This window comes from Sulfurovum zhangzhouensis (assembly GCF_030347965.1).
Lineage (GTDB): Bacteria > Campylobacterota > Campylobacteria > Campylobacterales > Sulfurovaceae > Sulfurovum > Sulfurovum zhangzhouensis.
Genome location: NZ_JAQIBD010000005.1, coordinates 35,075 through 59,187, shown reverse-complemented (window position 1 = coordinate 59,187; position 24,113 = coordinate 35,075). Strand labels below are relative to the sequence as shown.

Annotated in this window: 23 protein-coding genes; 10 read left to right on the top strand and 13 right to left on the bottom strand. The window is 38.2% G+C overall.

Going from position 1 to position 24,113, the window contains the following annotated elements; translation table 11 throughout:
* Positions 1 to 2 precede the first annotated feature (2 nt).
* From PGH07_RS10930 to PGH07_RS10910, 5 genes are all read left to right on the top strand, one after another.
* The gene (locus PGH07_RS10930) at positions 3 to 581 is read left to right on the top strand and encodes a hypothetical protein (RefSeq protein WP_289414531.1); all 579 of its coding nucleotides are present in this window, start codon (positions 3 to 5) and stop codon (positions 579 to 581) included.
* Between the two features lie 57 nt (positions 582 to 638).
* Positions 639 to 1,520: a DMT family transporter gene (locus tag PGH07_RS10925; RefSeq protein ID WP_289414530.1), complete on the top strand. Its 882-nt coding sequence runs from the start codon at positions 639 to 641 to the stop codon at positions 1,518 to 1,520.
* A 93-nt stretch (positions 1,521 to 1,613) separates the two neighbouring features.
* Positions 1,614 to 2,330: a 23S rRNA (cytidine-2'-O)-methyltransferase TlyA gene (tlyA, locus tag PGH07_RS10920; protein ID WP_289414529.1), complete on the top strand. Its 717-nt coding sequence runs from the start codon at positions 1,614 to 1,616 to the stop codon at positions 2,328 to 2,330.
* On the top strand, positions 2,330 to 3,136 hold the full coding sequence (locus PGH07_RS10915) for a bifunctional riboflavin kinase/FAD synthetase (protein WP_289414528.1): 807 nt from the start codon (positions 2,330 to 2,332) through the stop codon (positions 3,134 to 3,136). The genes tlyA and PGH07_RS10915 overlap by 1 nt, the downstream gene beginning before the upstream one ends.
* Complete coding sequence (locus tag PGH07_RS10910; RefSeq protein WP_289414527.1) at positions 3,133 to 3,900, top strand: alpha/beta hydrolase; 768 nt, start codon at positions 3,133 to 3,135, stop codon at positions 3,898 to 3,900. The genes PGH07_RS10915 and PGH07_RS10910 overlap by 4 nt, the downstream gene beginning before the upstream one ends.
* Before the next feature lie 10 nt (positions 3,901 to 3,910).
* Here the strand turns inward: PGH07_RS10910 and PGH07_RS10905 are convergent, their stop codons facing one another.
* Entirely contained in the window at positions 3,911 to 5,758 is a 1,848-nt protein-coding gene (locus tag PGH07_RS10905; RefSeq protein ID WP_289414526.1) for a diguanylate cyclase domain-containing protein, read from the bottom strand.
* A 166-nt stretch (positions 5,759 to 5,924) separates the two neighbouring features.
* Between PGH07_RS10905 and cmoA the strand changes: the two genes are divergently transcribed.
* Complete coding sequence (gene cmoA / locus PGH07_RS10900; RefSeq protein WP_289414525.1) at positions 5,925 to 6,632, top strand: carboxy-S-adenosyl-L-methionine synthase CmoA; 708 nt, start codon at positions 5,925 to 5,927, stop codon at positions 6,630 to 6,632.
* Between the two features lie 314 nt (positions 6,633 to 6,946).
* Complete coding sequence (locus PGH07_RS10895; RefSeq protein ID WP_289414524.1) at positions 6,947 to 8,284, top strand: class II 3-deoxy-7-phosphoheptulonate synthase; 1,338 nt, start codon at positions 6,947 to 6,949, stop codon at positions 8,282 to 8,284.
* A gap of 53 nt (positions 8,285 to 8,337) precedes the next feature.
* Here PGH07_RS10895 and PGH07_RS10890 read toward each other — a convergent pair whose 3' ends face one another.
* The 3 genes from PGH07_RS10890 to PGH07_RS10880 form a co-directional block, all read right to left on the bottom strand.
* A complete protein-coding gene (locus PGH07_RS10890) occupies positions 8,338 to 9,525 on the bottom strand; it encodes an ArsS family sensor histidine kinase (RefSeq protein ID WP_289414523.1) in 1,188 nt (395 codons plus the stop codon).
* Complete coding sequence (locus tag PGH07_RS10885; RefSeq protein WP_289414522.1) at positions 9,525 to 10,178, bottom strand: response regulator transcription factor; 654 nt, start codon at positions 10,176 to 10,178, stop codon at positions 9,525 to 9,527. Before PGH07_RS10885 ends, PGH07_RS10890 begins: the two co-directional genes overlap by 1 nt.
* A 67-nt stretch (positions 10,179 to 10,245) precedes the next feature.
* Positions 10,246 to 11,043 (bottom strand): shikimate dehydrogenase, encoded by a 798-nt coding sequence (locus PGH07_RS10880; RefSeq protein ID WP_289414521.1) that lies wholly within the window; start codon positions 11,041 to 11,043, stop codon positions 10,246 to 10,248.
* Positions 11,044 to 11,344: 301 nt separating this feature from the next.
* Here PGH07_RS10880 and PGH07_RS10875 point away from each other — a divergent pair, with 301 nt between their 5' ends.
* Positions 11,345 to 13,534: a TonB-dependent receptor gene (locus PGH07_RS10875; RefSeq protein ID WP_289414520.1), complete on the top strand. Its 2,190-nt coding sequence runs from the start codon at positions 11,345 to 11,347 to the stop codon at positions 13,532 to 13,534.
* Between the two features lie 9 nt (positions 13,535 to 13,543).
* A complete protein-coding gene (locus PGH07_RS10870; RefSeq protein ID WP_289414519.1) occupies positions 13,544 to 15,022 on the top strand; it encodes a 4Fe-4S binding protein in 1,479 nt (492 codons plus the stop codon).
* A gap of 58 nt (positions 15,023 to 15,080) precedes the next feature.
* On the opposite strand, the gene PGH07_RS10865 is transcribed toward PGH07_RS10870, so the two are convergent.
* The 5 genes from PGH07_RS10865 to PGH07_RS10845 all read right to left on the bottom strand — a co-directional run bounded on the left by PGH07_RS10865 (position 15,081) and on the right by PGH07_RS10845 (position 19,565).
* Entirely contained in the window at positions 15,081 to 16,487 is a 1,407-nt protein-coding gene (locus PGH07_RS10865; RefSeq protein WP_289414518.1) for an anthranilate synthase component I family protein, read from the bottom strand.
* A gap of 2 nt (positions 16,488 to 16,489) precedes the next feature.
* Positions 16,490 to 17,386 carry an SPOR domain-containing protein gene (locus PGH07_RS10860; RefSeq protein ID WP_289414517.1) on the bottom strand — a complete coding sequence of 299 codons (897 nt, stop codon included), beginning with the start codon at positions 17,384 to 17,386 and terminating at the stop codon, positions 16,490 to 16,492.
* 51 nt (positions 17,387 to 17,437) lie between these two features.
* Positions 17,438 to 17,935: a DUF1882 domain-containing protein gene (locus PGH07_RS10855; RefSeq protein WP_289414516.1), complete on the bottom strand. Its 498-nt coding sequence runs from the start codon at positions 17,933 to 17,935 to the stop codon at positions 17,438 to 17,440.
* A 36-nt stretch (positions 17,936 to 17,971) separates the two neighbouring features.
* Entirely contained in the window at positions 17,972 to 19,222 is a 1,251-nt protein-coding gene (locus tag PGH07_RS10850) for a serine hydroxymethyltransferase (protein ID WP_289414515.1), read from the bottom strand.
* Between the two features lie 103 nt (positions 19,223 to 19,325).
* Positions 19,326 to 19,565, bottom strand: a complete 240-nt coding sequence (locus PGH07_RS10845; RefSeq protein WP_289414514.1) for a hypothetical protein — start codon at positions 19,563 to 19,565, stop codon at positions 19,326 to 19,328.
* A gap of 162 nt (positions 19,566 to 19,727) precedes the next feature.
* On the opposite strand from PGH07_RS10845, the gene PGH07_RS10840 reads away from it, so the two are divergent.
* Complete coding sequence (locus PGH07_RS10840; protein WP_289414513.1) at positions 19,728 to 20,138, top strand: hypothetical protein; 411 nt, start codon at positions 19,728 to 19,730, stop codon at positions 20,136 to 20,138.
* 53 nt (positions 20,139 to 20,191) lie between these two features.
* Here PGH07_RS10840 and lysS read toward each other — a convergent pair whose 3' ends face one another.
* Genes lysS through PGH07_RS10820 form a run of 4 tightly spaced genes read right to left on the bottom strand, consistent with a single transcriptional unit; the run spans position 20,192 to position 24,107 of the window.
* Positions 20,192 to 21,844 carry a lysine--tRNA ligase gene (gene lysS, locus PGH07_RS10835; protein WP_289414512.1) on the bottom strand — a complete coding sequence of 551 codons (1,653 nt, stop codon included), beginning with the start codon at positions 21,842 to 21,844 and terminating at the stop codon, positions 20,192 to 20,194.
* A gap of 50 nt (positions 21,845 to 21,894) precedes the next feature.
* Positions 21,895 to 22,350, bottom strand: a complete 456-nt coding sequence (locus PGH07_RS10830; protein WP_289414510.1) for a Fur family transcriptional regulator — start codon at positions 22,348 to 22,350, stop codon at positions 21,895 to 21,897.
* Between the two features lie 11 nt (positions 22,351 to 22,361).
* Positions 22,362 to 22,997, bottom strand: a complete 636-nt coding sequence (locus tag PGH07_RS10825) for a CvpA family protein (RefSeq protein WP_289414509.1) — start codon at positions 22,995 to 22,997, stop codon at positions 22,362 to 22,364.
* Positions 22,998 to 23,054: 57 nt separating this feature from the next.
* Entirely contained in the window at positions 23,055 to 24,107 is a 1,053-nt protein-coding gene (locus tag PGH07_RS10820; protein WP_289414508.1) for a type IV pilus twitching motility protein PilT, read from the bottom strand.
* Between the last annotated feature and the right edge of the window lie 6 nt (positions 24,108 to 24,113).

Here is a 24,113-nt window from a genome sequence, read left to right as displayed (position 1 = left end):
TTATGGGTGCTGGAATCACAATAGTATTCTGGATTATTATACTTGTGTTCCTTTCATCGGTTATTGCAATTATGATAAAAAAAGATAGCTATTCCAAAACATTCTTGAGAGTTTTCACTTCTTTAATCGTCTTTATTTTTATATTTGTTGGAATAAATCAACTTGGCTCTCAGTTGATAGGGAAACGTTCAGGCGGATTTTTTGATAGCGGGTATTGTGAAGTACAAAACGGTTATACGATAGAATGGATTGATTCTTTTGATGATGCTGTATTGAAGGATGGAGAAAAGATTTTAGCAACGAATGTCAAATCATTTTCTGAAAAATTTGTTTTTGCATTACAAGATAATCTATTGTTTATCAGGAAGTCCAATGAACCCAAAAATTTGATAATAGATACACAAACAAAGACTTCAATTCCTTTTGATGATTTTGAAACAAAAACCAAAACACTGATTTTTAAAACACCAAAAGAATATCTGGAAGAACAATCAAAGAAACCAGCGAAAATTCTTTTATTCTTTGGAGCGTTTATTATAGCTATTTTGTGTGCTGTTGTTTTCTTTAAAAAATATTCATAATATTAAATCTAATACTTGGATTTTCCACTATAATTGCGAAAAAATTCAGGAATTGTGATGCCTACAACACCAAATACTACACGTTATCTGATTGGTATGATCGTTGCAATGCTGCTATGGGGTATGGCCTGGACGGCAGGAAAGATGGCTGCAGCACATGCGAGTCCTCAGGTAGCGGGTTTTTGGCGTTATGCCATCTCTTTTATAAGCATCCTTCCTGTGATTTGGATGATGAAAATTCCGTATAAGACAGATGCAAAAGGGCTATTTTATATGATTGCTGCGGGGCTTTTGACCGCTGCATTCAACTATCTTTTCTTTGCAGGGCTTGTGCATGGACAGGCAGGATACGGCGGAACGATGGTCACGGCACTCTCTCCGATCATAACTTATTTTATCTCTATTGCATTTTTGGGTGTTGCCGTAGCCTTTTGGCAGATCGCTGCGCTTACTCTAGGGATAGTGGGTGCACTGATACTGCTTAGGGTTCCTTTTGAGGGGTTGGGGTTTTTAAATGTGGAGAGTATCTACTTTTTGGGGTGTGCGGTTGTCTGGGCAGTAGTCACTATCTTTGCGCAAAAAGCATCCAAAAGAGCCCATCCTATGTTTTATACTACAGTAGTTTTTGGTGTAGCGGGACTTACCAATATGCTTCTGGCCCTTCCGTATCATCCATTTGATTTTGATTCCTATGATAGTGTATTTTGGTGGACGATGATTTTTATCGGATTGTTTCCGGGGACATTCAGTACAGCACTGTATTTTATCTCAGCAGGAAAGATAGGCGCACATAATACCGGTGTGTTTATGTTCATTGTTCCGGTCGGGGCTATCGTATCAAGCTGGATCGTTTTTGATGAGCAGATCGCACTATCCACAGTAGTAGGATGTCTGCTTGCGTTTGCTGCAGTTTTACTTTTCAACGTCAAAAGAGGATAAAAAAGAGTTACGTTTCGAGGGTTTATCTGTTGGAATGATATAATATCCCTTATTTTACTTCCGAGTTAAAAAATTTTATAAAAAGAAAGAATGATGAGATTAGATAAATACCTTGTTGAAGAGGGTTACTTCGAGAGTCGTAATAGAGCATTGGATGCGATCAAAGCAGGGAAGGTTACTGTAGACGGCAAGAAAGCCAAGGCATCACAGAAGATTTCGCCTGAAACTCAGGTAGAAGTAGAAGATGAAAAATTCTATGTAAGCCGTGCAGCACGTAAACTAGAGAGCTTTTTATCTACGTATCCAATGGAACTGCAAGGGAAACGTGCACTTGATATCGGCTCAAGTACAGGCGGGTTTGCCCAGATACTGCTTGAAAATGAAGTAGGGTCACTTACATGTGTAGATGTTGGGAGTAATCAACTGCATATTTCACTAAGAGGAGATGCAAGACTCTCTTTATATGAAGAGACAGATATCCGTGACTTTGAGGATGAAAAAGGTTTTGAAGTAGTTACTTGTGATGTCTCTTTTATCTCGATACTGCAGATTATTGATGATATTGATAGGTTAAGCACGAAAGATATCATCATTCTTTATAAACCTCAGTTTGAAGTGGGGCGTGAAGTAAAACGAGACAGTAAAGGTGTTGTACAGGATATTGATGCGATCCGTAAGAGAAAAGAGGAGTTTGAAGCATATGCAGAGGATCTCGGATGGGAACAAAAGTTTCAGACGGCTTCACTGGTAGCTGGAAAATCAGGTAATCAGGAGTATCTCTATCACTATGCTAAATCGGGGCAAAAGTAGTGAGCTTAACCAATCAGATCAAATCTATTGCCATTGGTTCTTTTGACGGCTTTCATCTTGGGCATCAGGTTTTGGTAGCTCAGGCTGAAGCGATCGTGATCATTGAGAGAAACGGCGGTTATCTTACACCTGGGTATAAGCGTAGTTATTATACGGACAAGATCTGTTGCTTTTATCACTTTGATAAGATCAAAGGTTTAACCCCGAAAGCATTTGTAGCGAGGCTGTTAGAGGATTTTCCACTGCTTGAAAAGATCGTCGTAGGATATGATTTTCTTTTTGGACAAGGGAAAATAGGTAATGCTGCACTGCTCAAAGAGCTTTTTGATGGTGAAGTAACGATAATAGATCAGGTATGCTATGAAGGAATTCCTGTACATTCCCGTACGATCAAGGAGTATCTTCGAGAAGGAAGGGTTAAAATGGCCAATGAACTTCTGGGAAGATGTTATGAAATTGAAGGGGAAGTAATACGCGGACAGGGACTTGGGAAAGAATCTTTTGTTCCTACGCTCAATCTTTCTGTTGATCATTATCAACTTCCTCTAGAAGGAGTATATGCTACACGGACTAAGTTGGGTGATACCTGGTATGATTCGGTAAGTTTTTTGGGAAACCGTGTGACCACAGATGGAAATTTCGCTGTTGAAACACATATCCTTGATCATGTAATAGATAATATCCACGACATTGTATCTCTGAAATTTTTAGATCTTATTCGTGTCAATAAAAAGTTTGACAGTTTTGAAGCATTGAAAATCCAGATTGAAGAGGATATTAAAAAGGCAAAAGAACTTTTAGGATGAAAAAAATGTTTTTTTCTGTTATTGCGTCTATTTTAATGATTTATTTTCTTGTTGGATTACTGCTTTACCTTTTTCAAAACAGTTTGATTTACTATCCGACTCCTCTTGTGAAACATGCATTTACCGAAAAGATATTTATGAATGATGATGAAACTATTAGAGTCATTACTTTAAATGAGGGTAAAAAGAATGCTATTGTCTACTTTGGCGGCAATGCCGAGTCAGTTGCCCATAGTGCAGAAGTTTTTTTTGACAAATTTCCCGAGTATACCGTTTATCTGGTCAACTATAGAGGGTATGGGGGAAGCAGTGGTACTCCGACGCAAGCAGGACTTTTTAATGATGCGATATATATCTATGATAATATCAAGAAAGATCATCAGCATATCATCGCTATAGGACGAAGTTTAGGTTCCGCAGTTGCAGTTTATCTAGCCTCACAAAGAGAGATAGAAAAGCTGGTTCTTATTACACCTTTTGATACGCTTCAGAGTGTTGCGCAAGAACAATATCCTATTTTCCCTATGTCATTTTTTTTGAAAGATAAATATCGCAGTGTAGAGTATGTTGAAAAAAATAGTGCAAAAAAGACACTAATGCTTATAGCACAGGATGATAAGATCATACCTGCAAGTCATGCTTATACACTTGCGAAATATTTTGTTCAAAATGATCTTACGATTAAAGTGATTGAAGGAAAAGGTCATAATACAATATCATCTGATAAAAGTTATTACACTCTATTAAAAGAATTTATTGATTGAATAGTATTTGCTAGATTACATAATTTAACGAGGTATCTTTAAGAGGTTTTTCGAACAGATAACATTGCGTATTCGCTTGTGCATACTCGATACAGTTTTTGCCGCTTCTTTTAGCCCGGTACATTGCCTGGTCTGCTGCTTTGACTAGCAGTTCGGAACTAGTACCATCATACGGATATATCGAGGCACCGATACTCATACCTATATTAATCGATTTTCCATCAATGACGCATGGGGTTGCGGTGAGTTTATTGATCCTCTTGAGTACCTTGTCTAGATAATGGAAATTTTCAAGCTCTTCAATGAGAATAACAAATTCATCTCCACCGAAACGACAGACTGTATCCTCTTTTCTCAAAAGCTCTTTTAGATAGTAGCCTACACGTTTGAGTATTTCATCTCCTACCGTATGCCCATAAGTATCATTGATCGGTTTAAAGTTATCAAGATCACAAAAGATGAGACTGATATGTTTATCGAAACGTTGCGCATGTTCTATGGCGTGTTCTAACCTGTCATTGAGCACAATTCTGTTTGAAAGTCCCGTTAGCGGATCGTGTGTAGCGAGAAAGGCTTGTTCACGTGTATTTTTATGGTGGTGCGTTATATCAGAGAAGACAGCGATAAAGTTTTCTATCTTGCCTTGACTGTCCTTGATCGCATTGATACTTAGCCATTCGATATAAAATTCACCGTTTTTTTTACGATTGGTAATTTCTCCCTGCCAGCATCCTTCGTGGTGCAGTTGATGCCACATCTTTTGATAGAACTGTTTATCATGGTTACCTGATTTGAGAACTCTCGGATTTTTACCAATGATTGTATTACGGTCATACCCTGTGATCTCTAGACAAGCATCGTTGACGTGGACGATATTGTTTTTAGCATCAGTAATAACAACACCGTCCATTGTATGTTTGAAAACAGCTGAAGATATCTCTAGGGATTTACGGTTATGGCTGTTATTGATTGCAGAGCCAATAATGGAAGCAGCGGTACTAAGCATCTCCACATTGCTCTCTTGAAGCACTTCAGCATGCCCGTTTCCTATGCCTAAAAATCCCCACCAACGGTCTTGTACAAAAATCGGTAGTATCAGTAAAGAGTTGATTTTAAAGAGTTTGAGAAGTTTTATCTTTGACTTATCATAATCATTCCTGTTACCATTGATCAACTGATTTTTTTTCAACTTATTTTTCCATCGCATAAGATGGTGTTTTTGGTAGTGGATGTTTTGTTTCCCTTTGGCTTTTTCATTATCGTTAATGTAAAGCAGTTTATGAGCAGAAGAACATGTTTTGTCATGTTCATTTTCATAAATAAAGATACAAGAGGCTCTTGCTGCATTTTTGAGATTTTTCATCTCTTTGTACATTGCCAATAGCCAGTCAGGCTGTTGTAAAAAGCTATGTGACATTTCATTGATTGCATGTAAAATATCTTCTTGACGCTCCAGTTCATACCGGGCATCCCTTTTTTCAATGATATCATGATACAGTTGTTGGATCGTTTTAGAGAAACTTTTAGCCTCGAAAGGTTTTGAGAGAAATTGGTTGACGCCAAGCTCGATCGCTTTGAGCAGGATATCCCGTTTTTCAAAGTCGGTAAAGATTGCTATTTTGACATCTTCATCGATCTTACGTATCTCTTCCACCATTTCCAAGCCGTTCATTCGTGGCATGTTGATATCGGATAAGATAAGATCGGGTTGATATGTCTTGTAGTGAGAAAGGCCTTCTTCCCCGTCTGATGCCAGATAGATCCTATCGGCATAAGGTTTCAACATATGATGAAGTATTGATATTGTGGTTTTGTCATCATCGACAATAAGTATCCCCATCTCTCCCATTTTTCCCATTTGTCCCATCTCCTATATTCGTCTATTCTAATAGGATAAAGCTTTAATATAAATAAAATGTATACTACTTGTAAAGAAATAGTTATAAACCTGAAAGTTTCTTTAAATGGCATACTTCTGCTTCTATTGGGTATAATGCTAAAAAAGATAATGAAGACAAACCGCGATGAAAGATAAAGTATTTGACAAGCCTATAGAAAAGAAATTTGAATTTGATGAAGCAGTTGCATCAGTCTTTGATGATATGCTTAGCCGTTCTGTGCCTTTTTATGATGAGGTACGTCAGTTGATTATTTCCGTCATTCTTGCAGAAGAGGGTGAAGGGAAAAGTCTACTTGATCTTGGCTCATCTACGGCGAAATTTTTACTTGATCTTGACAGTAAGTTAAGTACGAAAATGCATCTTAAAGGTATTGATAACTCGCAAGCAATGTTAGATCGTGCCAGACAAAAATGTCAAGCATTTGGTGCGGAAATTGATCTGGAACTTGCTGATATGCTGGAGTATGAATTTGGTGGAGATGATGTTATCGTATCTAACTATACACTGCAATTTATCCGTCCTATGCAGCGTCCTGAATTGGTAAAAAAGATCTATGACGGATTGAATCAAGATGGGATATTTATCTTCTCTGAAAAAGTGGTCTTTGAAGACAAGAGACTTGATAAACAACTTATCGACATTTACTATAACTATAAAAAAGCGCAGGGATACAGTGAATATGAGATCGCACAAAAGCGTGAAGCACTGGAGAATGTACTGATCCCTTTTACGATTGAAGAAAATATCCAGATGTGCAAAAAAGCCGGATTTAAACAAGTTTCTACACTTTTTCAATGGGCTAACTTTGTCACATTTATAGCTAAAAAGTAGATGTGAAAAAGTCTATTTTTACTCTTTCCCTGAAATACGAGTTGCATTATTTAATATGAGTTATTCACAATATATTCACATAGGTGAATAACTTAAGAAATTATAAAAAGTAATAATTAATTTTTAATTTTTTTTAAAATGTTACTTTCTTGACTTGTTCATAATTTTTATCATTTAGCGTTGTTAATATTCTAAAATGGGCTATTTTAAAAATGCTATTTGGCACTCTAAGGTTATTGGAGGTGCGCATAAGCTATAATCATCCAATTTATTACAGGGTACCCAAGAAGGGACCATAGAAGAAAGGAACGATTATGAGTTGGACACCGAGTAGCTGGAGAGAATTTCCTATCAAGCAACAACCAACCTATACTGATCAGGAGGCTTTGAAAGCTGTAGAAAAAGAGCTTAGTTCTTATCCTCCGCTTATCTTCGCGGGAGAGGCAAGAAAGCTTAAAGAAAAACTTGCAGCTGCAGGACGAGGAGAAGCATTTTTACTCCAAGGTGGAGACTGTGCCGAGAGCTTCTCTGACTTTAATGCAAAATCGATCAAGAACCTTTTCAAGCTTATGCTTCAAATGAATATGGTGTTGATGTACTCAACCGGAAAGCCTGTGGTGAAAGTAGGACGTATTGCCGGGCAGTTTGCAAAACCGAGAAGTTCCGATTTTGAAGAACTTAATGGTGTGATGTTGCCTTCATATCGTGGTGATATCATTAATAGTATTGAATTCACTGAAGAGGCTAGAGAACCAAAACCTGAAAATATGATCAAAGCCTATAACCAGTCTGCAGCAACGCTTAACCTTCTTAGAGCATTTTCAAGAGGCGGCTTGGCTGATCTTAGTAAAGTACATCAATGGAACCTTGACTTTATCAAAGATAATCCGCTTGGACAGAAGTATGATGAACTCAGTGACAAGATCGATAGTGCGATGAAATTTATGTCTGCATGCGGTTTGACAAGTGATGTCATGCCGCAACTTCAGCAAACAACACTTTATACGTCACATGAAGCATTACTTCTCAACTATGAAGAGGCATTGACAAGACTTGATAGTGAGACAGGTGAATACTATGATTGTTCAGCACATATGCTTTGGATCGGTGATCGAACCAGAGATCTCAATGAAGCGCATATTGAATATTTCAGAGGAATTGCTAACCCAATCGGTTGTAAAGTAGGACCATCTATGGGTGAGGATGAGCTTATCGAGCTGATCGATGCGCTGAATCCGAAGAATGAAGAGGGAAGATTGAATCTGATCGTACGTATGGGTGCTGATAAGATACGTGAGTACTTCCCAAAACTACTTAAACGTGTAAGGGATGAAGGTAGGAATGTAGTGTGGTCATGTGATCCTATGCACGGAAATGTAGAAAAAAGTTCTACAGGATTCAAAACAAGAGATTTTGCAAATATTCTTAGTGAAGTAGAACAGTTTTTTGCGATCCATAAAGAGATGGGAACCGTGGGTGCAGGTATTCACCTTGAGATGACAGGTAATGATGTTACAGAATGTACAGGGAGTACCTCATGTGCGATTACAGAAGAAGGGCTTGCTAGCCGTTATCATACACAATGTGACCCAAGACTCAATGCTTCTCAGGCACTTGAGCTTGCATTTATGCTTTCAGATACGATTGAGTAATGCTTTTATTCCCAGCCTTAGCTGGGATATATTTTGACTTTTTCAAGACAAAGTTATTTTTTTATGATGAAGCGATTCATACCTTCGATATGCTCATACTTCAGACCCATTTTATGAATATCCAAGATACTTTTTACGATATATAGTCCAAGCCCCAATCCTTTTTTAGAGGTATGGAATGGTTTAAAGTAGTTTTCTATCGGTTCTTGTAGCATCTCTCCTCTGTTTTCTACCGCGATATGATCTTGGTTGATAATCACTTTGATATGTTTATCTATACTGTATTTGATCCCGTTATCTAGGAGGTTTTTGAGTGTCAATGTGAAAAGTTCGAAATCTACTTCAAGTTTAAAGTCTTTAACTGTATCAATACTGATGTGTTGCTTAGGATTTTCAAACATCAAAAGATCGATACTGGCTTCAACAAGATCAGAGGCCTTATAGGGCTTGATAGAGAGTTGAAAGTTCTTTGAAGTGATCTGTTCTATCTTTGCAAATTCATCTATCAGTAGATTTAGCCTCTCAAAGATACTGTGCATACGGGCTTTGTTCTTTTCATCCGGCAGCATCTCACTAATAAGCCGGCCTTTCCCGATAGGTGTTTTTAGTTCATGCATAATAGCACGCAAAAAAAGTTGTCTTGATTGTAGCAATTCCCGTATCATCTCTACCGCATGATCAAACTCGTTTGCCACTGCAGCGATCTCATCGTTTTTATCACTTTTACAAGAGATATTGAGATTGCCCTGTGAAAAGGTTTTTATCTTATTCTTTAGTACTGATAGGGGTCTAAGACTCCGTATGATCCACATATAGAGCATAATGATAAGAAAAAATACGATCGAAAAGACAATTATTCTTTTGAAAGGGAACTCTGCCTTATTTTTATTCTCCAAGATAAGTTTGAATCTGTCATTGTTGATCAGAAGAACACGTTTTAAACGAAAAGTATCTACGGCATAACGTGTGTACTTCCCTTTTTCCTTGAAAAAACTTTCGATCTGAACAAGCATCTCTTTATCTGTGATCAGGGACATATTTTGTGCTTCTAGGTAAGCTTCATCGACTTTACCTGTTTGGAGGTAATAGCTGTAGATATAGTGAACGATTTCCCGCTCCTGTGCCTCTGTTCGTTCTAAATACTGGCTCTGATCATATTTGATCGAAGCCATAAAGAGTGCGGCAAGCAGCACTAAGGTAACAGAAAATACCAGATTGATCTTATTGCGTAGTGAAGTCATCAGACGAGCTTATACCCTACCCCGCGTACGGCCTGGATACGTTTGGGATCACCAAGTTTGGAGCGTATCTTTGAGATGATCACATCAAGGCTTTTCCCTTGTGAGTCAATACTCATTGTTGCAGAGGCGTTGATGATCTGTTCACGTGACTGGGTAATACCCTGATGTTTTACAAGTAGTGAGAGTACTTCAAACTCAGCAGGAGTAAGTGACAATGCCTGTCCTTGAAAATAAATAGTATCGCCCTTGGTTTCAAAGTCACTCTTTGGCAGGGTATCACCGTTCTCTTTGCTTTTAGAGTATCTTCTAAGAAGGGAAGTGATACGTGCATACATCTCTTTGGGATCATATGGTTTTGGAAGATAATCATCTGCACCCAAAGCCAAAGCTTTGACCTTGTCATTGATATCGGAACGTGCTGAAGAGATGATAACAGGGATATCATACTTGCGTACGATCTCTTCACATGCTTCAAGTCCATCCATACCTGGAAGTGTTAAATCAAGGATAGCCAGATCAAACTTTTTCACACCTGCACTCAAACCTAGGTACGGATCTTCGTAGTTTGTTACTTTGATGTCATATTGAGCTAGATATTCACTGAGAAGCTCTGCAAATTCCGGATCATCTTCTATCATAAGGATATTGATCATATAGACTCCTTTATTAGCTTTATTTTAGTCACTTAAGGTTAATGGTAATCAAATGTTTTAGTATGTCTTAAAGTATAAATGCTCTTTTCATATAGGGAATTATCTCATGAAACTTATAGGCATTATCCGTAAAATATTCAAAGGCAATAACTCCTTGGTAGAGCAGCATATCTGCACCGTCTTTGGTAGGTTTGTTATGGGCTTTGGCAAGCTTGAGAAACGGTGTATCTTTGCCATAAATGATGTCAATACAGGCTTTTGCTGAAGGGATGACTTCATCCAAGAACTCTTTGGGACAAGGTAGTGAGTCATCTTCAAGCCCTGCTGAGGTCATGTTGATCACTAGATCATACTCTTGAATTTTAAAATTTTCAAATGTATATGTCTCAAACCCCGCTTCTTGATATCGTACCAGGCGGCCTTCGCTTCGGTTAAGGATCGTAACATCATAACCTGCTTCTTTTAAGATCATTGAGGTAGATTGAGCTGTACCTCCAGCACCTAAAAAAAGTACCTTTTTAGCTCCATTAAACTCACTAATTGCCTTCAGGAATCCTGGTGCATCAGTATTGTAACCATAAAGTTTTCCATCTCTTTCCACTATCGTATTGACAGCACCTACTTTTTGGGCAAAAGGATCTAACTCATCACAGGCTTGGTACGCATACTCTTTGTGAGGAACCGTGATATTGATCCCTTTGAGTCCAAGCTCAAAAAATTTATCTTTTAGTTTTCCCCCATTTTCGAGCAGGTAGCGGGTGTAGCAAGCATCAATCTTCAGACCTCTGAAGGCAAGATTATGCATGAGTGGCGATTTGGAATGAGAGACGGGATTACCGAAAATAGCAAAAAGATGTTTTGACATGATATGTCCTTGGCTTGTGATCATCTAATTTTAGCTTAATGTAGCTTATTAGGTAAGACCTTAGTTCAGTATTGGTAGACAAATATTTACATTTTTAATAAGAATGATAAGTTGATAAAAAAATTAACAGAAAATTAACAGTTCTTTTATATGATTAATTAGCAAAAAGAGGCTTGTTCGTATCCCCTACGACAATAGAAATATACGAACAAACACACATCACATTGTAAAATGCAATGGTGTCATTATATCAACCAGCATCTTTATTTAACCCTCTTTTTGCAGTATAAGGAGGATTTAAATGGACAAAATAAAAGTAGGATTGGTTACTTCTGCTTTAGTATTAGGATTTACGAATATCTCTGCATTGGAGGATATAGGTGACATTCAAGTTTATTCTACAACTATTGACGATAGATTTGAGGCAAAGAAGGATGAACCTTCTTCCGTGAGTACTATTAGCGGCGATAAAGTGGATGAGTCACATGTCGAAAATATTCAACAAATCTTACAGTCAATTCCTGGGATCACGACTGAGGTGAAGACAGGTGATTCACTTAAGATACATATTAGAGGTGTTGAAAACCAGATGTATATGGGTGAAAAACCTGGTGTGGCAGTTGTAATCGACGGTGTGCCTGTTTTTGAAAGAACGGGAAGTGTCAATATTGACCTAGATAATATTGAGAGTATCAAAGTCATAAAAGGTGGTGCTTCTTATTTATTTGGTGATGATGCATTGAGTGGGGCAGTAATAATTACGACCAAAAAGGGAGCAAAGTATAACAATAATTTTGTCTCCCTGGAAAGAGGAAGTTACGGGTACCAAAAACTTTTGGCTAGAACAGGTTATTCCAATGATACAATGAATTTCCACATACAAGCTAGTGAAAGAAAAGGGAAGGGGTATCACGAAGACTCAGCATACAGTGCAAAATATTTCAATGGAAAGTTGCAATATTATATCGATGAAACTTCTGATATCACGTTTGGTATGGAACTCTCAGATAGAGAAAAAGATACGCATGGGACTGTTGGTGGTGTAACAGAAGCTAAGACCAATCCAAAGTCAATCTACCTTGGAGATCAACAAAGCCGAGATTATACAAGAGGCTATGATGTTCAGCTTGGAAAGTTTTTTGTGACATATGCAAAAGATTTTGAAGATAATTCGAACTTGTTAATCAATGGATATGTTTATACTGATGATACAGAATTTATGTCTTCACCTCAAACTTTAGATGAAAATGGAACAGCACAAGAATATTTTGATGATAATGACTATGTATATGATAATGTCTATCATCAGATACAAAGAGGTATCAAGAGCGAATATAGAACATCGTCTGAAAAGTTTGCAACATTGTTAGGATTAGATATTCGTGCCAATGAATATGAAAATAGTTCATTTTATCGTGTTGACCAGGCATTGATAGATTATAGAACCCGTACAACAACACCAAGTTACTTTGAAGCAGGTGATCCTAAAAGTGATAGTACCACTGATGAAAATGTATTTGCTCTATATGGCGAATACAAATATGCAGTAAATAAAAATTTAAGTGTAACTGCAAACCTTAGATATGATATGATCATGCTAGACTACTCAGATTATAAAGATAATCAATTTAAAAAAGATTTTAACGTTTACTCCTATAGATTGGGTGCCAACTATCTGTTAAGTGAAGACACCTCTTTTTATATGAATTACTCTACAGGGTTTAGAGCACCGACTGTAGAACAGCTCTATGCAGGGGATGTAAGTACATGGGGAAGTACACTTAATAATCCTGATTTGGAACCTGAACATGCTTATAACTATGAGATTGGATTCAGAACTAAAAAGAGCGGCATAAGCTATGACTTTTCACTCTTCCAACTAGATAGAAAAGATTTTATTATGAAAACATCAGGGAATTATGGAGATACAGAGACAGATGATATATGGGACAACGTTGGTGGAGCAAGACATAGGGGCGTGGAGCTTGCGGCAAGCGGTCAACTTTTAAAAGACCTTTCTTTTAACCTGGCATATACCTACCTGGATGCAAAGTATACAGACTATAAGAACTTCGGAATGACGTTAGGGAGTGGCTGGAGTGCAGACGTTGTAACTTATGATGTGACTGGAAATACTATTCCTAGAACATCTAGACATCAGTTCAATGTCATAGCTGACTATATAGCTATAGAGGATCTTAAACTTACAGCAGAGGTGAATGCAAGGTCAAGCTATTATGCTGATGATCTGAATGAACTAAGAATTGGGGGACATGCAACTATGAACCTCGCTACAAGTTATAGGATGAAATTCCATGATAATGATGTCAATATGTTTGTCAGAGTGGATAATGTATTTGACAAGCAATACTACAATACAGCAAGATCAAGCGGTGATAGGGATGAAAATGGTGTGTTTGACTATGAGGACCTTTCTATTACTGTAAATCCAGGAAGGATATTTACTGCAGGTTTGAGTGTGAAATTTTAAGGAGTTGTAATGACGACATTCAAAAAAAGAGATAAAAACGATATTTACGGGATGCCTATAGTTGGATTCTTTTTCAAGAATCCTCTTTTTCTCAATGGATTAAGGGTTACCGTATTACTGCTTTTTGCCTATGGGGTTTATATGGGCTTTGTGGATCAAACACCTGAAAACACCTTTACCAGATATCTTTTCTGGGGATTGTTCTGGTCACTATTTATCATCGTATCTCTTTCAAGTTTCGGTCGCATCTTTTGTGGTATCTGTCCGCACGGATTTGTTGGGAAATATTTGACAAAATGGGGAATGAATAGGGAGTTTCCAAAGTTCTTGAAAAACAGATACATCGGTATTTCTCTTATCGTTATAGGATGGTGGGGTGTTTACTATGCCTATCCATCATTCTTTAAATCTCCTTTAGCAACGGCAATGTTGTTTTTTGTACTTACTGTGATAGCAGTAGTTTTTTTCTTTGTCTATAAAGAGATGAGTTACTGTAAATATATCTGTCCAATCGGTTCTTTGACTAGAGCCTATCATCGTATCGCTCCAACTTGGCTTGGTACCTATAAAGAGGATTGCAGTCAATGTAAAACGTTTGATTGTGCAACAGCATGCAGCGCTAACCTGAAGCCATTTACTTTTGACAAGAGAAACAGTATGACTGATTGTACTCTATGTATGGATTGCAGTACAGCCTGTGAAAGTGTCAGTTTCAAGATCAACAAACCTTCGTTTTCTCTCTTTGATACCTTTAAGATAGAAAAGTTTGAAGTATGGGTTTTTATCCTCATCACTGCAGCAATTTCGATCACGATGAGTTTCCACCATGCATTGGGAAGAACGGCGATAGCGGATGAGTTTATTTGGTCTAAAACTGCGAACTTTGTACAGCAGTATATTGATTTGGGTTCTATGGATGTTGTAGGCTTGTTTGCCTTTATCTATGCAATGGTATTGAGTATAGGTATTACCTACATTGGCATGTTCTTAGCTTCAAAGCTTTTGAATGCAACGTTTGAAAAAACCTTTTATACTCTAGGTTATGCATTTATCCCACTATTTATCATCGGTGGATTATCTCATCTGCTGCAGAGTTTTTTTACACATACATATGCGGATATTGCCAATGGATTTATCTATGGATTTGGACTTGATACTGCGCCGGTCCACAATCTTGCTGCCAGAAAAGAGACCTGGTTAAATATCTTTAATTATTTCCCATACATTGCAGTGATATGGGCATATGTCATTTTGGGTAAAAGGATAGGTTTTTTCAATGCATCTAAAGTCAAGAAGACAGTTGCATTTATTTTTGCTTCATCACTGATCACTTTTTTTCTAAGTCTAAATATCTATAAGATATATGTCTATAAAACCTATGGTTTTGCAAATACAGGACACCACCATAGCACAGCAAAGAAAGATCAACATCATGCTGGGATTGAAAAGAAAGGTATAGATAAAACTGTTTCTAAAAAAGATATGTAATGTATAAGAAGCTAATCATTTTTATGATTAAGGGATGTGAGGTGAGGGCACTTTATGATTAAAGTGTCTTCATCTCATTCAGGGTTGCCATAAGTGCTCCCAGTTTGTTTTTTACCTCTAAGTATTCAAGTTCCGGGATGGAGTCTGCAACAACACCTGCACCTGCCTGCAGTGTAATAGAATCAGGTTTAATAAGGGATGTGCGTATAGCGATAGAGGAGTCCATATTCCCATTAAATGAGAAGTAACCTACTGCCCCAGAGTAAAATCCGCGTTTGAGACCTTCATAGCCTGCAATCAATTCCATTGCTTTGATCTTTGGTGCCCCAGTCATCGTACCGGCTGTAAAAGTTGCTGCAAAAAGGTCAAACATATCTTTATCTTCTGCGATCATCGCTTCTACATCAGATACAAGATGCATTACATGAGAGTATCTTTCAACACGCATCATTTCAGTGACCTGTACTGTTCCAACTTTGGCTACACGTCCCACGTCATTACGTCCAAGGTCAATAAGCATGAGGTGCTCTGCACGCTCTTTAGGATCAGCCAGAAGTTCTGATTCCAACTCTTTGTCTCTTTGGTGCGTTTTACCTCTTTTGCGCGTTCCTGCAATTGGACGTAAGAGAATTTCTCCATTAGTAAGTCTTACCATCACCTCTGGACTTGAACCACAGATGGAAAAGTCTTCATAATCAAGTAAGAAAAGATAAGGTGAAGGGTTCTTCGAACGTAGTATCCTATAGAAGCTGAGTGGATCAATCTTTCCTTTTTGTGTATAGCGGTTTGAAAGCAATATCTGGAAAATATCACCTGCACGTATATTTTCTTTACACTCATCGACCATCGCTTTAAATCGTTCTTCTTCAATACTGAACTCACCTTCACCTTCCAGTTCAACAGGTATAAGAGGCATTGGAGTGCAAATATCATTTAGAGACTTTGTAATCTCATTGAACTCGTTGGTTAAACGTGTATCATTGAGAATGAGTGTAAGTTTTGCATTTTTGTGTGAGTGGGCGATAATGATCGAGGGACGTACAAGATCCATATCCGGTGTATCTAACGGATCAAGCAAACCATTCATACTCTTTTCCAGTATTGGTTCAAAGACTTTTACCATGTCATAGCCGATAAAACCGATAAAACCGTCTACAAAAGAGAATCCGACTTCTTCTGCCTTTGCTTGATACTTTGCCTTGTCTAAAGACGTATAGTATGACTTTAGAAAACTAAAAGGGTTTTCTGAAAGGTTTTGGAGAGTTCCGTTTTGATCTGTATAACGAGTCGTTTTATCTTTGTAACTAAGACGCTCTTGAGCTCCTATCGTGATAAAAGAGAAATTCCCGTCAGCTGTGTTGACTACACTTTCAAACAACATTGTGATTTCATCGGGAAAGAGTGTTTTGATCTTTCCGTAAAGTGCTACTGGAGTGAGTTGGTCAAATAGTATTGTTTTATGCATGATTACTTCTTATTAAGCAGAAACGCGCGTTTATTGATGAGGGCTTTGACCCTCACAAGTGCATCTTCTGCAGATTTTTGATCAGAATATGGTCCAATCAGGAGTTTCTTGTATCCTTTTGGACTTCTTTTTGTGATGATATAGGTAAATCCATTACTGGTGATTCTATTCAAGAAATGTTGACTTGGATCATTGCTGAATGCACCTACCTGAATATAGTAATTACCGTGATGAATAGCTTTTGTATAGTTTTCAGCAGGCCTTGTGATCACATTGGCAGGTCTATATTTTTCTACTCTTTGCTCTTCTACGATCTGTTCTGTTCTGTTTTGAACTTTTTGCTTTGATACTTCAGACGTTGGATGAATTGAATTTTCAGCAGGTTGTTCTACGATATTCAGGATATCCGTTGGCTTTTCTTCCTCTGGTTCCGGCATTGGCGCTGGTGTGAGTTCTTTCTCTACTTCCACTTGCTTATGAACCGCTACTTCTTCTGGTTGCTCTTCTGATTTCGGTAGTTCTACATTTGTAGATTTTTCAGGCTTATCGGTTATTTCTGACATAGGTGCCGGAACTTCTTCTGTGATTTTTGGAGTTGTTGTCTCCTTGGTGATTTGGACCCGGTTCTCATCTTCTGTTACTTCTAAAGGTGTGGAAGTTTTATCCTCAGGCCCTGTCACGCTTTGCAGTGTAAGATCGGGACTGATCATCTCTATCTCATTTTGTTCAAAAAGAAGTTGATCCTGTTTTGGTGCTTTGAGTAAGATTTTAGTAAAGATAATTGAAACGATCAGTACAACAATTGCCAGAGCGATAATTGTCAGAAAACTTTTTGCCTTATTGGCTTGCTTCGGTTGTATATCATCGATAATGAGGTCATCTAAATTATGATCGTTCATAGTAGAAAAGTTCTCCCAAACAAATTTGGATGATTATATCATATAGAACTTTTAGATGAGTTTTTTATAAGGCAGTGTGATGATATTGTATGCTTCGGGTAAAGAAATATCCGGCAGACATTTCCACTTTTTTGTGAGTTTTTGTTTGAGCAAATTTGAAAGCTCTTTCAACTGTTTATCCGCTTCTTCCAAAGAGAGTTTATCTACTTCTATAAATACCTGTATACGTTCTTCACTCTTTCCTTGATAGATATGATACTTTTCTATGTGCAAAGTATCAAAAAGATGTTTGATGAGGTAATGGAACCTTTGATACTCTTCCCCTTTGTATTCGATCACGAGATAGTCGGTATATCCATTTTCAAGTAGAGGTGCAGCAATGGTATATTCGCGCTGTAGATGCTGTTCAAGTAAAAGAGGTGTAAGCGGTTCATCTATGCGTTCGAACTTAGCATAAAAAGTACGGTTGTTGAACTGTATCTGTTCAACGATACTATTACGTTTAATATAATAATGGGTATCAATAAGGTCGAGGTCAAATACTTTCAACTATTTGACCTCAAGTTTGATGTAAAACGTCATCGATTAATAAATCGGCTTGTCATAGATTTTAAAGTTTGAAGCAAGTTCTTTCATCTCTTCTTTGATTTTCGCGTGAAGTTCAGCATCATTAATGTTATCAAGTACGTCTGCGATCTTGTTTGCAATGATCTCAAACTCTGCTTCCTTCATTCCTCTACTTGTAAGTGCAGGAGAACCGATACGGATACCTGAAGTTACAAATGGGCTTCTTGTTTCACCAGGAACCGTGTTCTTGTTTACAGTGATACCTGCTGCTCCAAGTGCTGCGTCTGCATCTTTACCTGAGAAATCCTTGTTAAGGAACGAAAGAAGTACAAGGTGGTTATCTGTACCGCCGGAAACAACGTCATATCCTCTTTTCATCAATACCTCTGCCAGTACTGAAGCATTTGCTTTAACCTGCTTTGCATATACTTTCCACTCAGGGCTTAGGTTGTGTTTGAAACCTACTGCTTTTGCAGCAACCACATGTACAAGTGGACCACCCTGAAGACCAGGGAAGATCGCAGAGTTGATTTTCTTCGCGATCTCTTCGTCGTTAGTCATGATCATACCGCCACGAGGTCCTGCCAGTGTTTTGTGTGTTGTCGTTGTTACAACATCCGCATACGGGAATGGACTTGGATGTTCACCCGCACATACGAGTCCTGCAATGTGTGCAATGTCTGCAAAGAGGATCGCACCAACTGCATCAGCGATCTCACGGAACTTTTTAAAATCGATCTCTCTAGCATATGCTGAAGCACCACACACGATGATCTGAGGTTGTACGATCTTAGCGATATCCATTACTCTATCGTAATTGATACGGCCGTCAAGCTCTACACCATAAGTGAAGCTTTGGTAGTTTTTACCGGAGAAGCTCGGCTTAGAACCGTGAGTAAGGTGTCCACCGTGGCTAAGGTCCATACCAAGGATCTTCTCACCTGCTTTTAGCAGTGCAGCATATACCGCACCATTTGCTTGAGAACCTGAGTGAGGTTGAACGTTTGCATAGTTACAACCGAAAAGTTCACATGCTCTATCAATAGCCAGTTGTTCTACAACATCAGCATTTTCACATCCACCGTAGTATCTTTTGTAAGGGTAACCCTCTGCATATTTGTTCGTAAATACCGAACCCATTGCTTCCATTACAGCTGGAATAGTGAAGTTCTCACTAGCGATCATCTCAAGGTGATCGGTCTGTCTCTCAAGCTCATTATTAATCGCTTCAAAAATTTCCGGGTCGAAAGTTTCCATTGCGTATGACATGTTATTCCTTTTCCCGATGATATCGGTGGGTAATTTATTGAATGTATTTATAGCAAATTTCGGCTAAGGATATTATGAAAACATGTATTATTCGTCGGTTGAATCAGTTATCTTTATTTTCTTTATCCTCTATGATATGTTTGATTGTATCAAGTTCTTCTATGATCTTCTTGTTAGTAACACTGTTTTTATAGGACATAATAATAAGTTTCACCGAGACCAAAAAGACACCAACTTCCAACAGGAGCCCATGTGCAAAACCCTTGGTAAAAAGTGCAAGTGTAAAAAGTATCAATGTTACGATAATCACAATTACTGAAGCCATGTCAAAGTGTTCATTCATATCTCTCTCCTGTACTGGACTAGTGATGAAGTTTGATCCATTAATGAGTATATAAAAAGAACACTTAAAGAGGAAAAGCAGATTAATTTTTACATAATTTTAAAATGTAATAATATTCTTAGAATCACTTCTGACTGAGTTGCACCGGCAAAAGGAGAAGAAATGAAAAAAAATATATCTTTTTTGTTAAGTATTATCGCGCTTATTATGGTGGGGTGTGGAGGTGGAGGTTCAGGAGGCTTTATCGATATTGCTGCAATCATTGAGCATAAAGACTTCTATCGGTATATCGAGGCTGAGGAAAAGTATCTTAAAGAGCTGTTTGATGGAAATGGAACATTGATGAAGGAAGTATATACTCTGGATAATGTGAAAGAGGGTAATAGTACAAGTGAGTACCTAATAGATGGGGCTTATGTCTATATTACTGAAAATAATGTGACAGAAAGATGCAGGGTTGAAGATAATAATAAATCAGTGACTTTTTCGTGTATAGAGGTAGGTGTTACAGGTGCTGCTGTTGATACTGTACGTTGGTTTGAACTGGATGATGCATTAGCAAATCCAGAATAAACATAGAGAAGCAATAATCTCCATGTTATTCTTTTGTAAAATATATCTTACTTCTATTTTTTGTTCTGAGATCTCTCTTTACAAGCATTGACATCGATACAGAACATACCTTTGCCTTTTTTGGCAGGTTTGAGCTCTTCGAGTATATCATGCCCGCATTTTTTACATAATGTTTCAGCATCAACGATAGGTAGCAGCTCTTCTCTTGGTTTTTCCGGTTTCATCGCAGGGAAGAGAAGTACATCACGGATAGAGTGCTGGTTGGTCAGCATCATGACAAGACGATCAATACCGATACCTTCACCAGCTGTTGGTGTCATACCGTAGCTTAGTGCTTTAACATAGTCAGTATCCATATGCATCGCTTCATCATCACCGGTAGTCTCTTTTGCATCGACCTGGCCTTTGAACCTTTCATATTGATCGATCGGGTCATTAAGTTCTGAGAAGCCGTTAGCGATCTCTTTCCCTGCCATGAAAAGTTCAAAACGTTCAGCAATATCCAGGTTGTCATCACTTCTTCTTGCCAAAGGCGAGATATCAACCGGGAAATCGGTAATATAAGTCGGATTGATCAGTTTTGCTTCAACAAACTCATCGAAAAGTTCAGCCTGTAGGTAACCTAAGGTAAGGTTAGGATCTACTTCAACTTTGTGTTCTTTAAGGTAAGCGACAATCTTTTCCTTGTCACTTGTGATCTCTGCCGGAACCCCGCCGATTGTTGTCAAGGATTCAATATATGGTACTTTTGCAAACGGTGTGGAGAAATCAATCTCTAGTTCACCATATGGAAGTTTTCTCTCTAATCCAAGATTATCAAAGAGGTAATCAAATAGTTCTTCAGTGATCTTCATCAGATCATCATATCTATGATAAGCCCAGTAAAACTCGATCATCGTGAATTCAGGATTATGAGTATGGTCCATACCTTCATTACGGAAGTTTCTATTGATCTCGAATACAGCTTCCATACCACCTACGATCAAACGCTTGAGGTAAAGTTCCGGAGCGATACGAAGGTATCTTTCTACATCCAATGCATTGTGATGTGTGATAAACGGTCTTGCGTTCGCTCCACCAGGAATCGGGTGCATCATCGGTGTTTCTACTTCAAGGAAGTTTTTCTCTTCAAAGAACCTTCTCACAAGAGACACGATCTTACTTCTCATGATAAAGGTCTCTTTGACTTCCGAGTTCATGATCATATCAAGGTAACGTTGTCTGTAACGTAGTTCAGGATCCTGTAATCCGTGGAACTTCTCAGGAAGCGGAGAGATCGCTTTACTAACGATATTCAGTTCTCTACAGTGAAGGGTGATCTCACCGGTCTGAGTAACAAATGGAAAGCCTTTTGCCTGAATGATATCACCGACTTCAAAGAGCTTTTTGACAATGTTGTTATAATAACCTTCCGGAAGATCATCCCGGTTGTAATAGATCTGTACAAGACCTTCACTGTCTTCTATCTTTGCAAATGCAGCTTTACCCATAATACGTACAAACTTGATACGTCCGGTCAATGCATAGTCTCTAGACTCATCTTTTTTAACCTCTGCATCTATTGTAAGAAGGTCCTGATTTTCACTTAAAAACTGTTTGGAAGGCATTCCTTTTTGAACCTGGTTAGGATAAGGATTTATCCCTTCTTCTCTCAGTTTTTCTGTTTTTTTGATACGTTCTTGGATATATTGATTATCAAATATCAAAGTTTCTCCTATTGTAAGTTTGTTCTTTTTTATATTTTTATTGAGAAGTATTACTCTTCTAATGCTTCTTCTTGGCAATCTTCGCATATACCTTCGATTTTCATAGTATGGCCTGTCATCTTGAAGTTAAACTTCTCAGCAATTGCTTCTTGCCGTTTTTCTATCGTTTCATCATAAAATTCAATGATGTCACCGCACTTGGTACATATAAGATGATCATGGTGCTTTTTAAGCCCCAGTTCATACTTTTTGCCCTGAATCCCAAAAGAGATTGAACTGACAATCTTAGACTCTTCCAGCAATGTCAACGTACGATATACTGTAGCAATACCGATGTTAATATCAGGATGCTGCTGTTTCAGTAGCATATAGATATCTTCAGGGGTATAGTGATCCTCATTTTCATACAAGAACTTCAAAATAAGCTCTCTTTGTTTGGTAAACTTGAGAGAATTACATTTTAGCAAATCCTTAAATTTTTCTAAAAGCTCAGGATATGAGATCATCAGCTGCCTTTTTATTGTGTCGTTGCACTGCTGTTATTATCATCCTTTACAACCGGTGTTTGTGTGGACAATACTGATGAAATATTTGTTTCATTCACTTCTGATAATGAAGTCGTTTCCATACCAAGTGATTTTGTATCCAGGTTTATCAGATAAGAACCGGTCGCATTGAGATAAGGATAGAGTTGACTATCATGTGTATATCTTTCAACTTTCTCTTTTAGCAGTTTAACATTAGAAAGTGCCGTAACGATCAGAGCAAAGATGATGAAGTATTTTCCACCACCTATGATCAGTCCCAAGAGGCGGTTGATAAATCCTAATCCGCTCGCAGAAGTGAGTTTAGATAAGATAGCACCGATCAGCGTCGCACCAAGCCATATAATGATCAAAACTGCAAGAAAACCGATCAGTTTAAGTATCGCAGTATTATCGAGTTGCAGGAAATTTGTTTCAATGAATTGCGCAGCTTTTTCTGAGAGACGTGAGGCAAAGTATACACCCCCGACCAATCCTGCCAATCCAAAAAACTCTTTGATGAAACCATTCATAAAGCCTTTGATTCCGAGAATAATGATGATCGCGCCTATTGTCACATCAAAATAGTTGAAGTCAACCATTGAAAAGTTTTGCAGTGAAAAATCCATGTTGTTTCCTACACTCCCAAATTTATTTTGCGTATTGTATCCAAAAAGACTTAGTGCCTATATTTTCAATTCACTTGGTTTATTGGCAAATTGCATTGCTACATCACGACTGATCAAACCTTCATTAAGGTATTTTTGAAGGGCTTGTGTCTGTGTTTGCATACCTGTATCACCTTGACCAAGTTGCATTTGTGAGTAAATCTGGTGTACTTTATCCTCACGAATCAGGTTGGCAATTGCGTGGTTAGTAATAAGTATTTCTGATGCAGCCACACGTCCTCCCCCCAGTTTCGGAAGTAGTGCCTGTGCAATTACGGCAACCAATGACGTAGAGATCATTGCACGGATCTGTGGTTGTTCATCTCCGCTAAATACGTCGATAATACGGTTAATCGTTCCAGCTGCTGAAGAGGTATGCAGTGTACCAAATACCAAGTGTCCTGTTTCCGCAGCAGTCAGAGCAGCTTCGATCGTCTCTTTATCCCTCATCTCCCCGATCAGGATGATATCCGGATCCTGACGCATCGCATACTTCAATGCCGCAGCGAATGACTTGGTATCTTCACCCACACCCCTGTGAGAGAAAACACATTTTTTATTTTGATGGATAAATTCGACCGGATCCTCAACAGTAACGATGTGTTTCTGTTCCGTTTCATTGATTTCATTAAGCATAGCCGCAAGAGTAGTCGATTTACCTGAACCTGTAGGTCCTGTAACCAGGATAAGACCTTTTTCACGTTTTACAAGTTTTTTATATACTTGCGGTGCTCCCAGATCATCAAGAGACGGGATATTGATAGGAATGATCCTGAATGCTGCAGCCATATCACCCAGTGTTCTATAGTAGTTTGCCCTGAAACGCCCAATCCCCGGAAGTAAAAGAGCGAAGTCTAGTTCATCATGCTCTTCAAATGCCTGTTTTTGCTTTTCTGTGATCAAGGAGTAGCACATCTCTTCGATATCATCACCGGTAAGTTTTGGAAGATTGACTGGTTTGAGTCTTCCATCAAGTCTGATTTGTGGTTCTGTACGACTTACTAAGTGAAGGTCTGATGCACCATGTGTTACAACACTCTGGAGTAGTTTTTTGATATCGAAGCTTGCCATAGGCTA

What these genes read in the sequence shown, in the direction of transcription:
- PGH07_RS10830 (WP_289414510.1), bottom strand. Translation starts at nt 22,350, where the DNA reads ATGATCTCATATCCTGAGCTTTTAGAAAAATTTAAGGATTTGCTAAAA.
- PGH07_RS10930 (WP_289414531.1), top strand. Translation starts at nt 3, where the DNA reads ATGGGTGCTGGAATCACAATAGTATTCTGGATTATTATACTTGTGTTC.
- PGH07_RS10875 (WP_289414520.1), top strand. Translation starts at nt 11,345, where the DNA reads ATGGACAAAATAAAAGTAGGATTGGTTACTTCTGCTTTAGTATTAGGA.
- PGH07_RS10885 (WP_289414522.1), bottom strand. Translation starts at nt 10,178, where the DNA reads ATGATCAATATCCTTATGATAGAAGATGATCCGGAATTTGCAGAGCTT.
- PGH07_RS10895 (WP_289414524.1), top strand. Translation starts at nt 6,947, where the DNA reads ATGAGTTGGACACCGAGTAGCTGGAGAGAATTTCCTATCAAGCAACAA.
- PGH07_RS10870 (WP_289414519.1), top strand. Translation starts at nt 13,544, where the DNA reads ATGACGACATTCAAAAAAAGAGATAAAAACGATATTTACGGGATGCCT.
- PGH07_RS10925 (WP_289414530.1), top strand. Translation starts at nt 639, where the DNA reads ATGCCTACAACACCAAATACTACACGTTATCTGATTGGTATGATCGTT.
- PGH07_RS10865 (WP_289414518.1), bottom strand. Translation starts at nt 16,487, where the DNA reads ATGCATAAAACAATACTATTTGACCAACTCACTCCAGTAGCACTTTAC.
- PGH07_RS10860 (WP_289414517.1), bottom strand. Translation starts at nt 17,386, where the DNA reads ATGAACGATCATAATTTAGATGACCTCATTATCGATGATATACAACCG.
- PGH07_RS10890 (WP_289414523.1), bottom strand. Translation starts at nt 9,525, where the DNA reads ATGACTTCACTACGCAATAAGATCAATCTGGTATTTTCTGTTACCTTA.
- PGH07_RS10905 (WP_289414526.1), bottom strand. Translation starts at nt 5,758, where the DNA reads ATGGGAAAAATGGGAGAGATGGGGATACTTATTGTCGATGATGACAAA.
- PGH07_RS10880 (WP_289414521.1), bottom strand. Translation starts at nt 11,043, where the DNA reads ATGTCAAAACATCTTTTTGCTATTTTCGGTAATCCCGTCTCTCATTCC.
- PGH07_RS10850 (WP_289414515.1), bottom strand. Translation starts at nt 19,222, where the DNA reads ATGTCATACGCAATGGAAACTTTCGACCCGGAAATTTTTGAAGCGATT.
- cmoA (WP_289414525.1), top strand. Translation starts at nt 5,925, where the DNA reads ATGAAAGATAAAGTATTTGACAAGCCTATAGAAAAGAAATTTGAATTT.
- tlyA (WP_289414529.1), top strand. Translation starts at nt 1,614, where the DNA reads ATGAGATTAGATAAATACCTTGTTGAAGAGGGTTACTTCGAGAGTCGT.
- PGH07_RS10840 (WP_289414513.1), top strand. Translation starts at nt 19,728, where the DNA reads ATGAAAAAAAATATATCTTTTTTGTTAAGTATTATCGCGCTTATTATG.
- PGH07_RS10910 (WP_289414527.1), top strand. Translation starts at nt 3,133, where the DNA reads ATGAAAAAAATGTTTTTTTCTGTTATTGCGTCTATTTTAATGATTTAT.
- PGH07_RS10845 (WP_289414514.1), bottom strand. Translation starts at nt 19,565, where the DNA reads ATGAATGAACACTTTGACATGGCTTCAGTAATTGTGATTATCGTAACA.
- PGH07_RS10820 (WP_289414508.1), bottom strand. Translation starts at nt 24,107, where the DNA reads ATGGCAAGCTTCGATATCAAAAAACTACTCCAGAGTGTTGTAACACAT.
- PGH07_RS10825 (WP_289414509.1), bottom strand. Translation starts at nt 22,997, where the DNA reads ATGGATTTTTCACTGCAAAACTTTTCAATGGTTGACTTCAACTATTTT.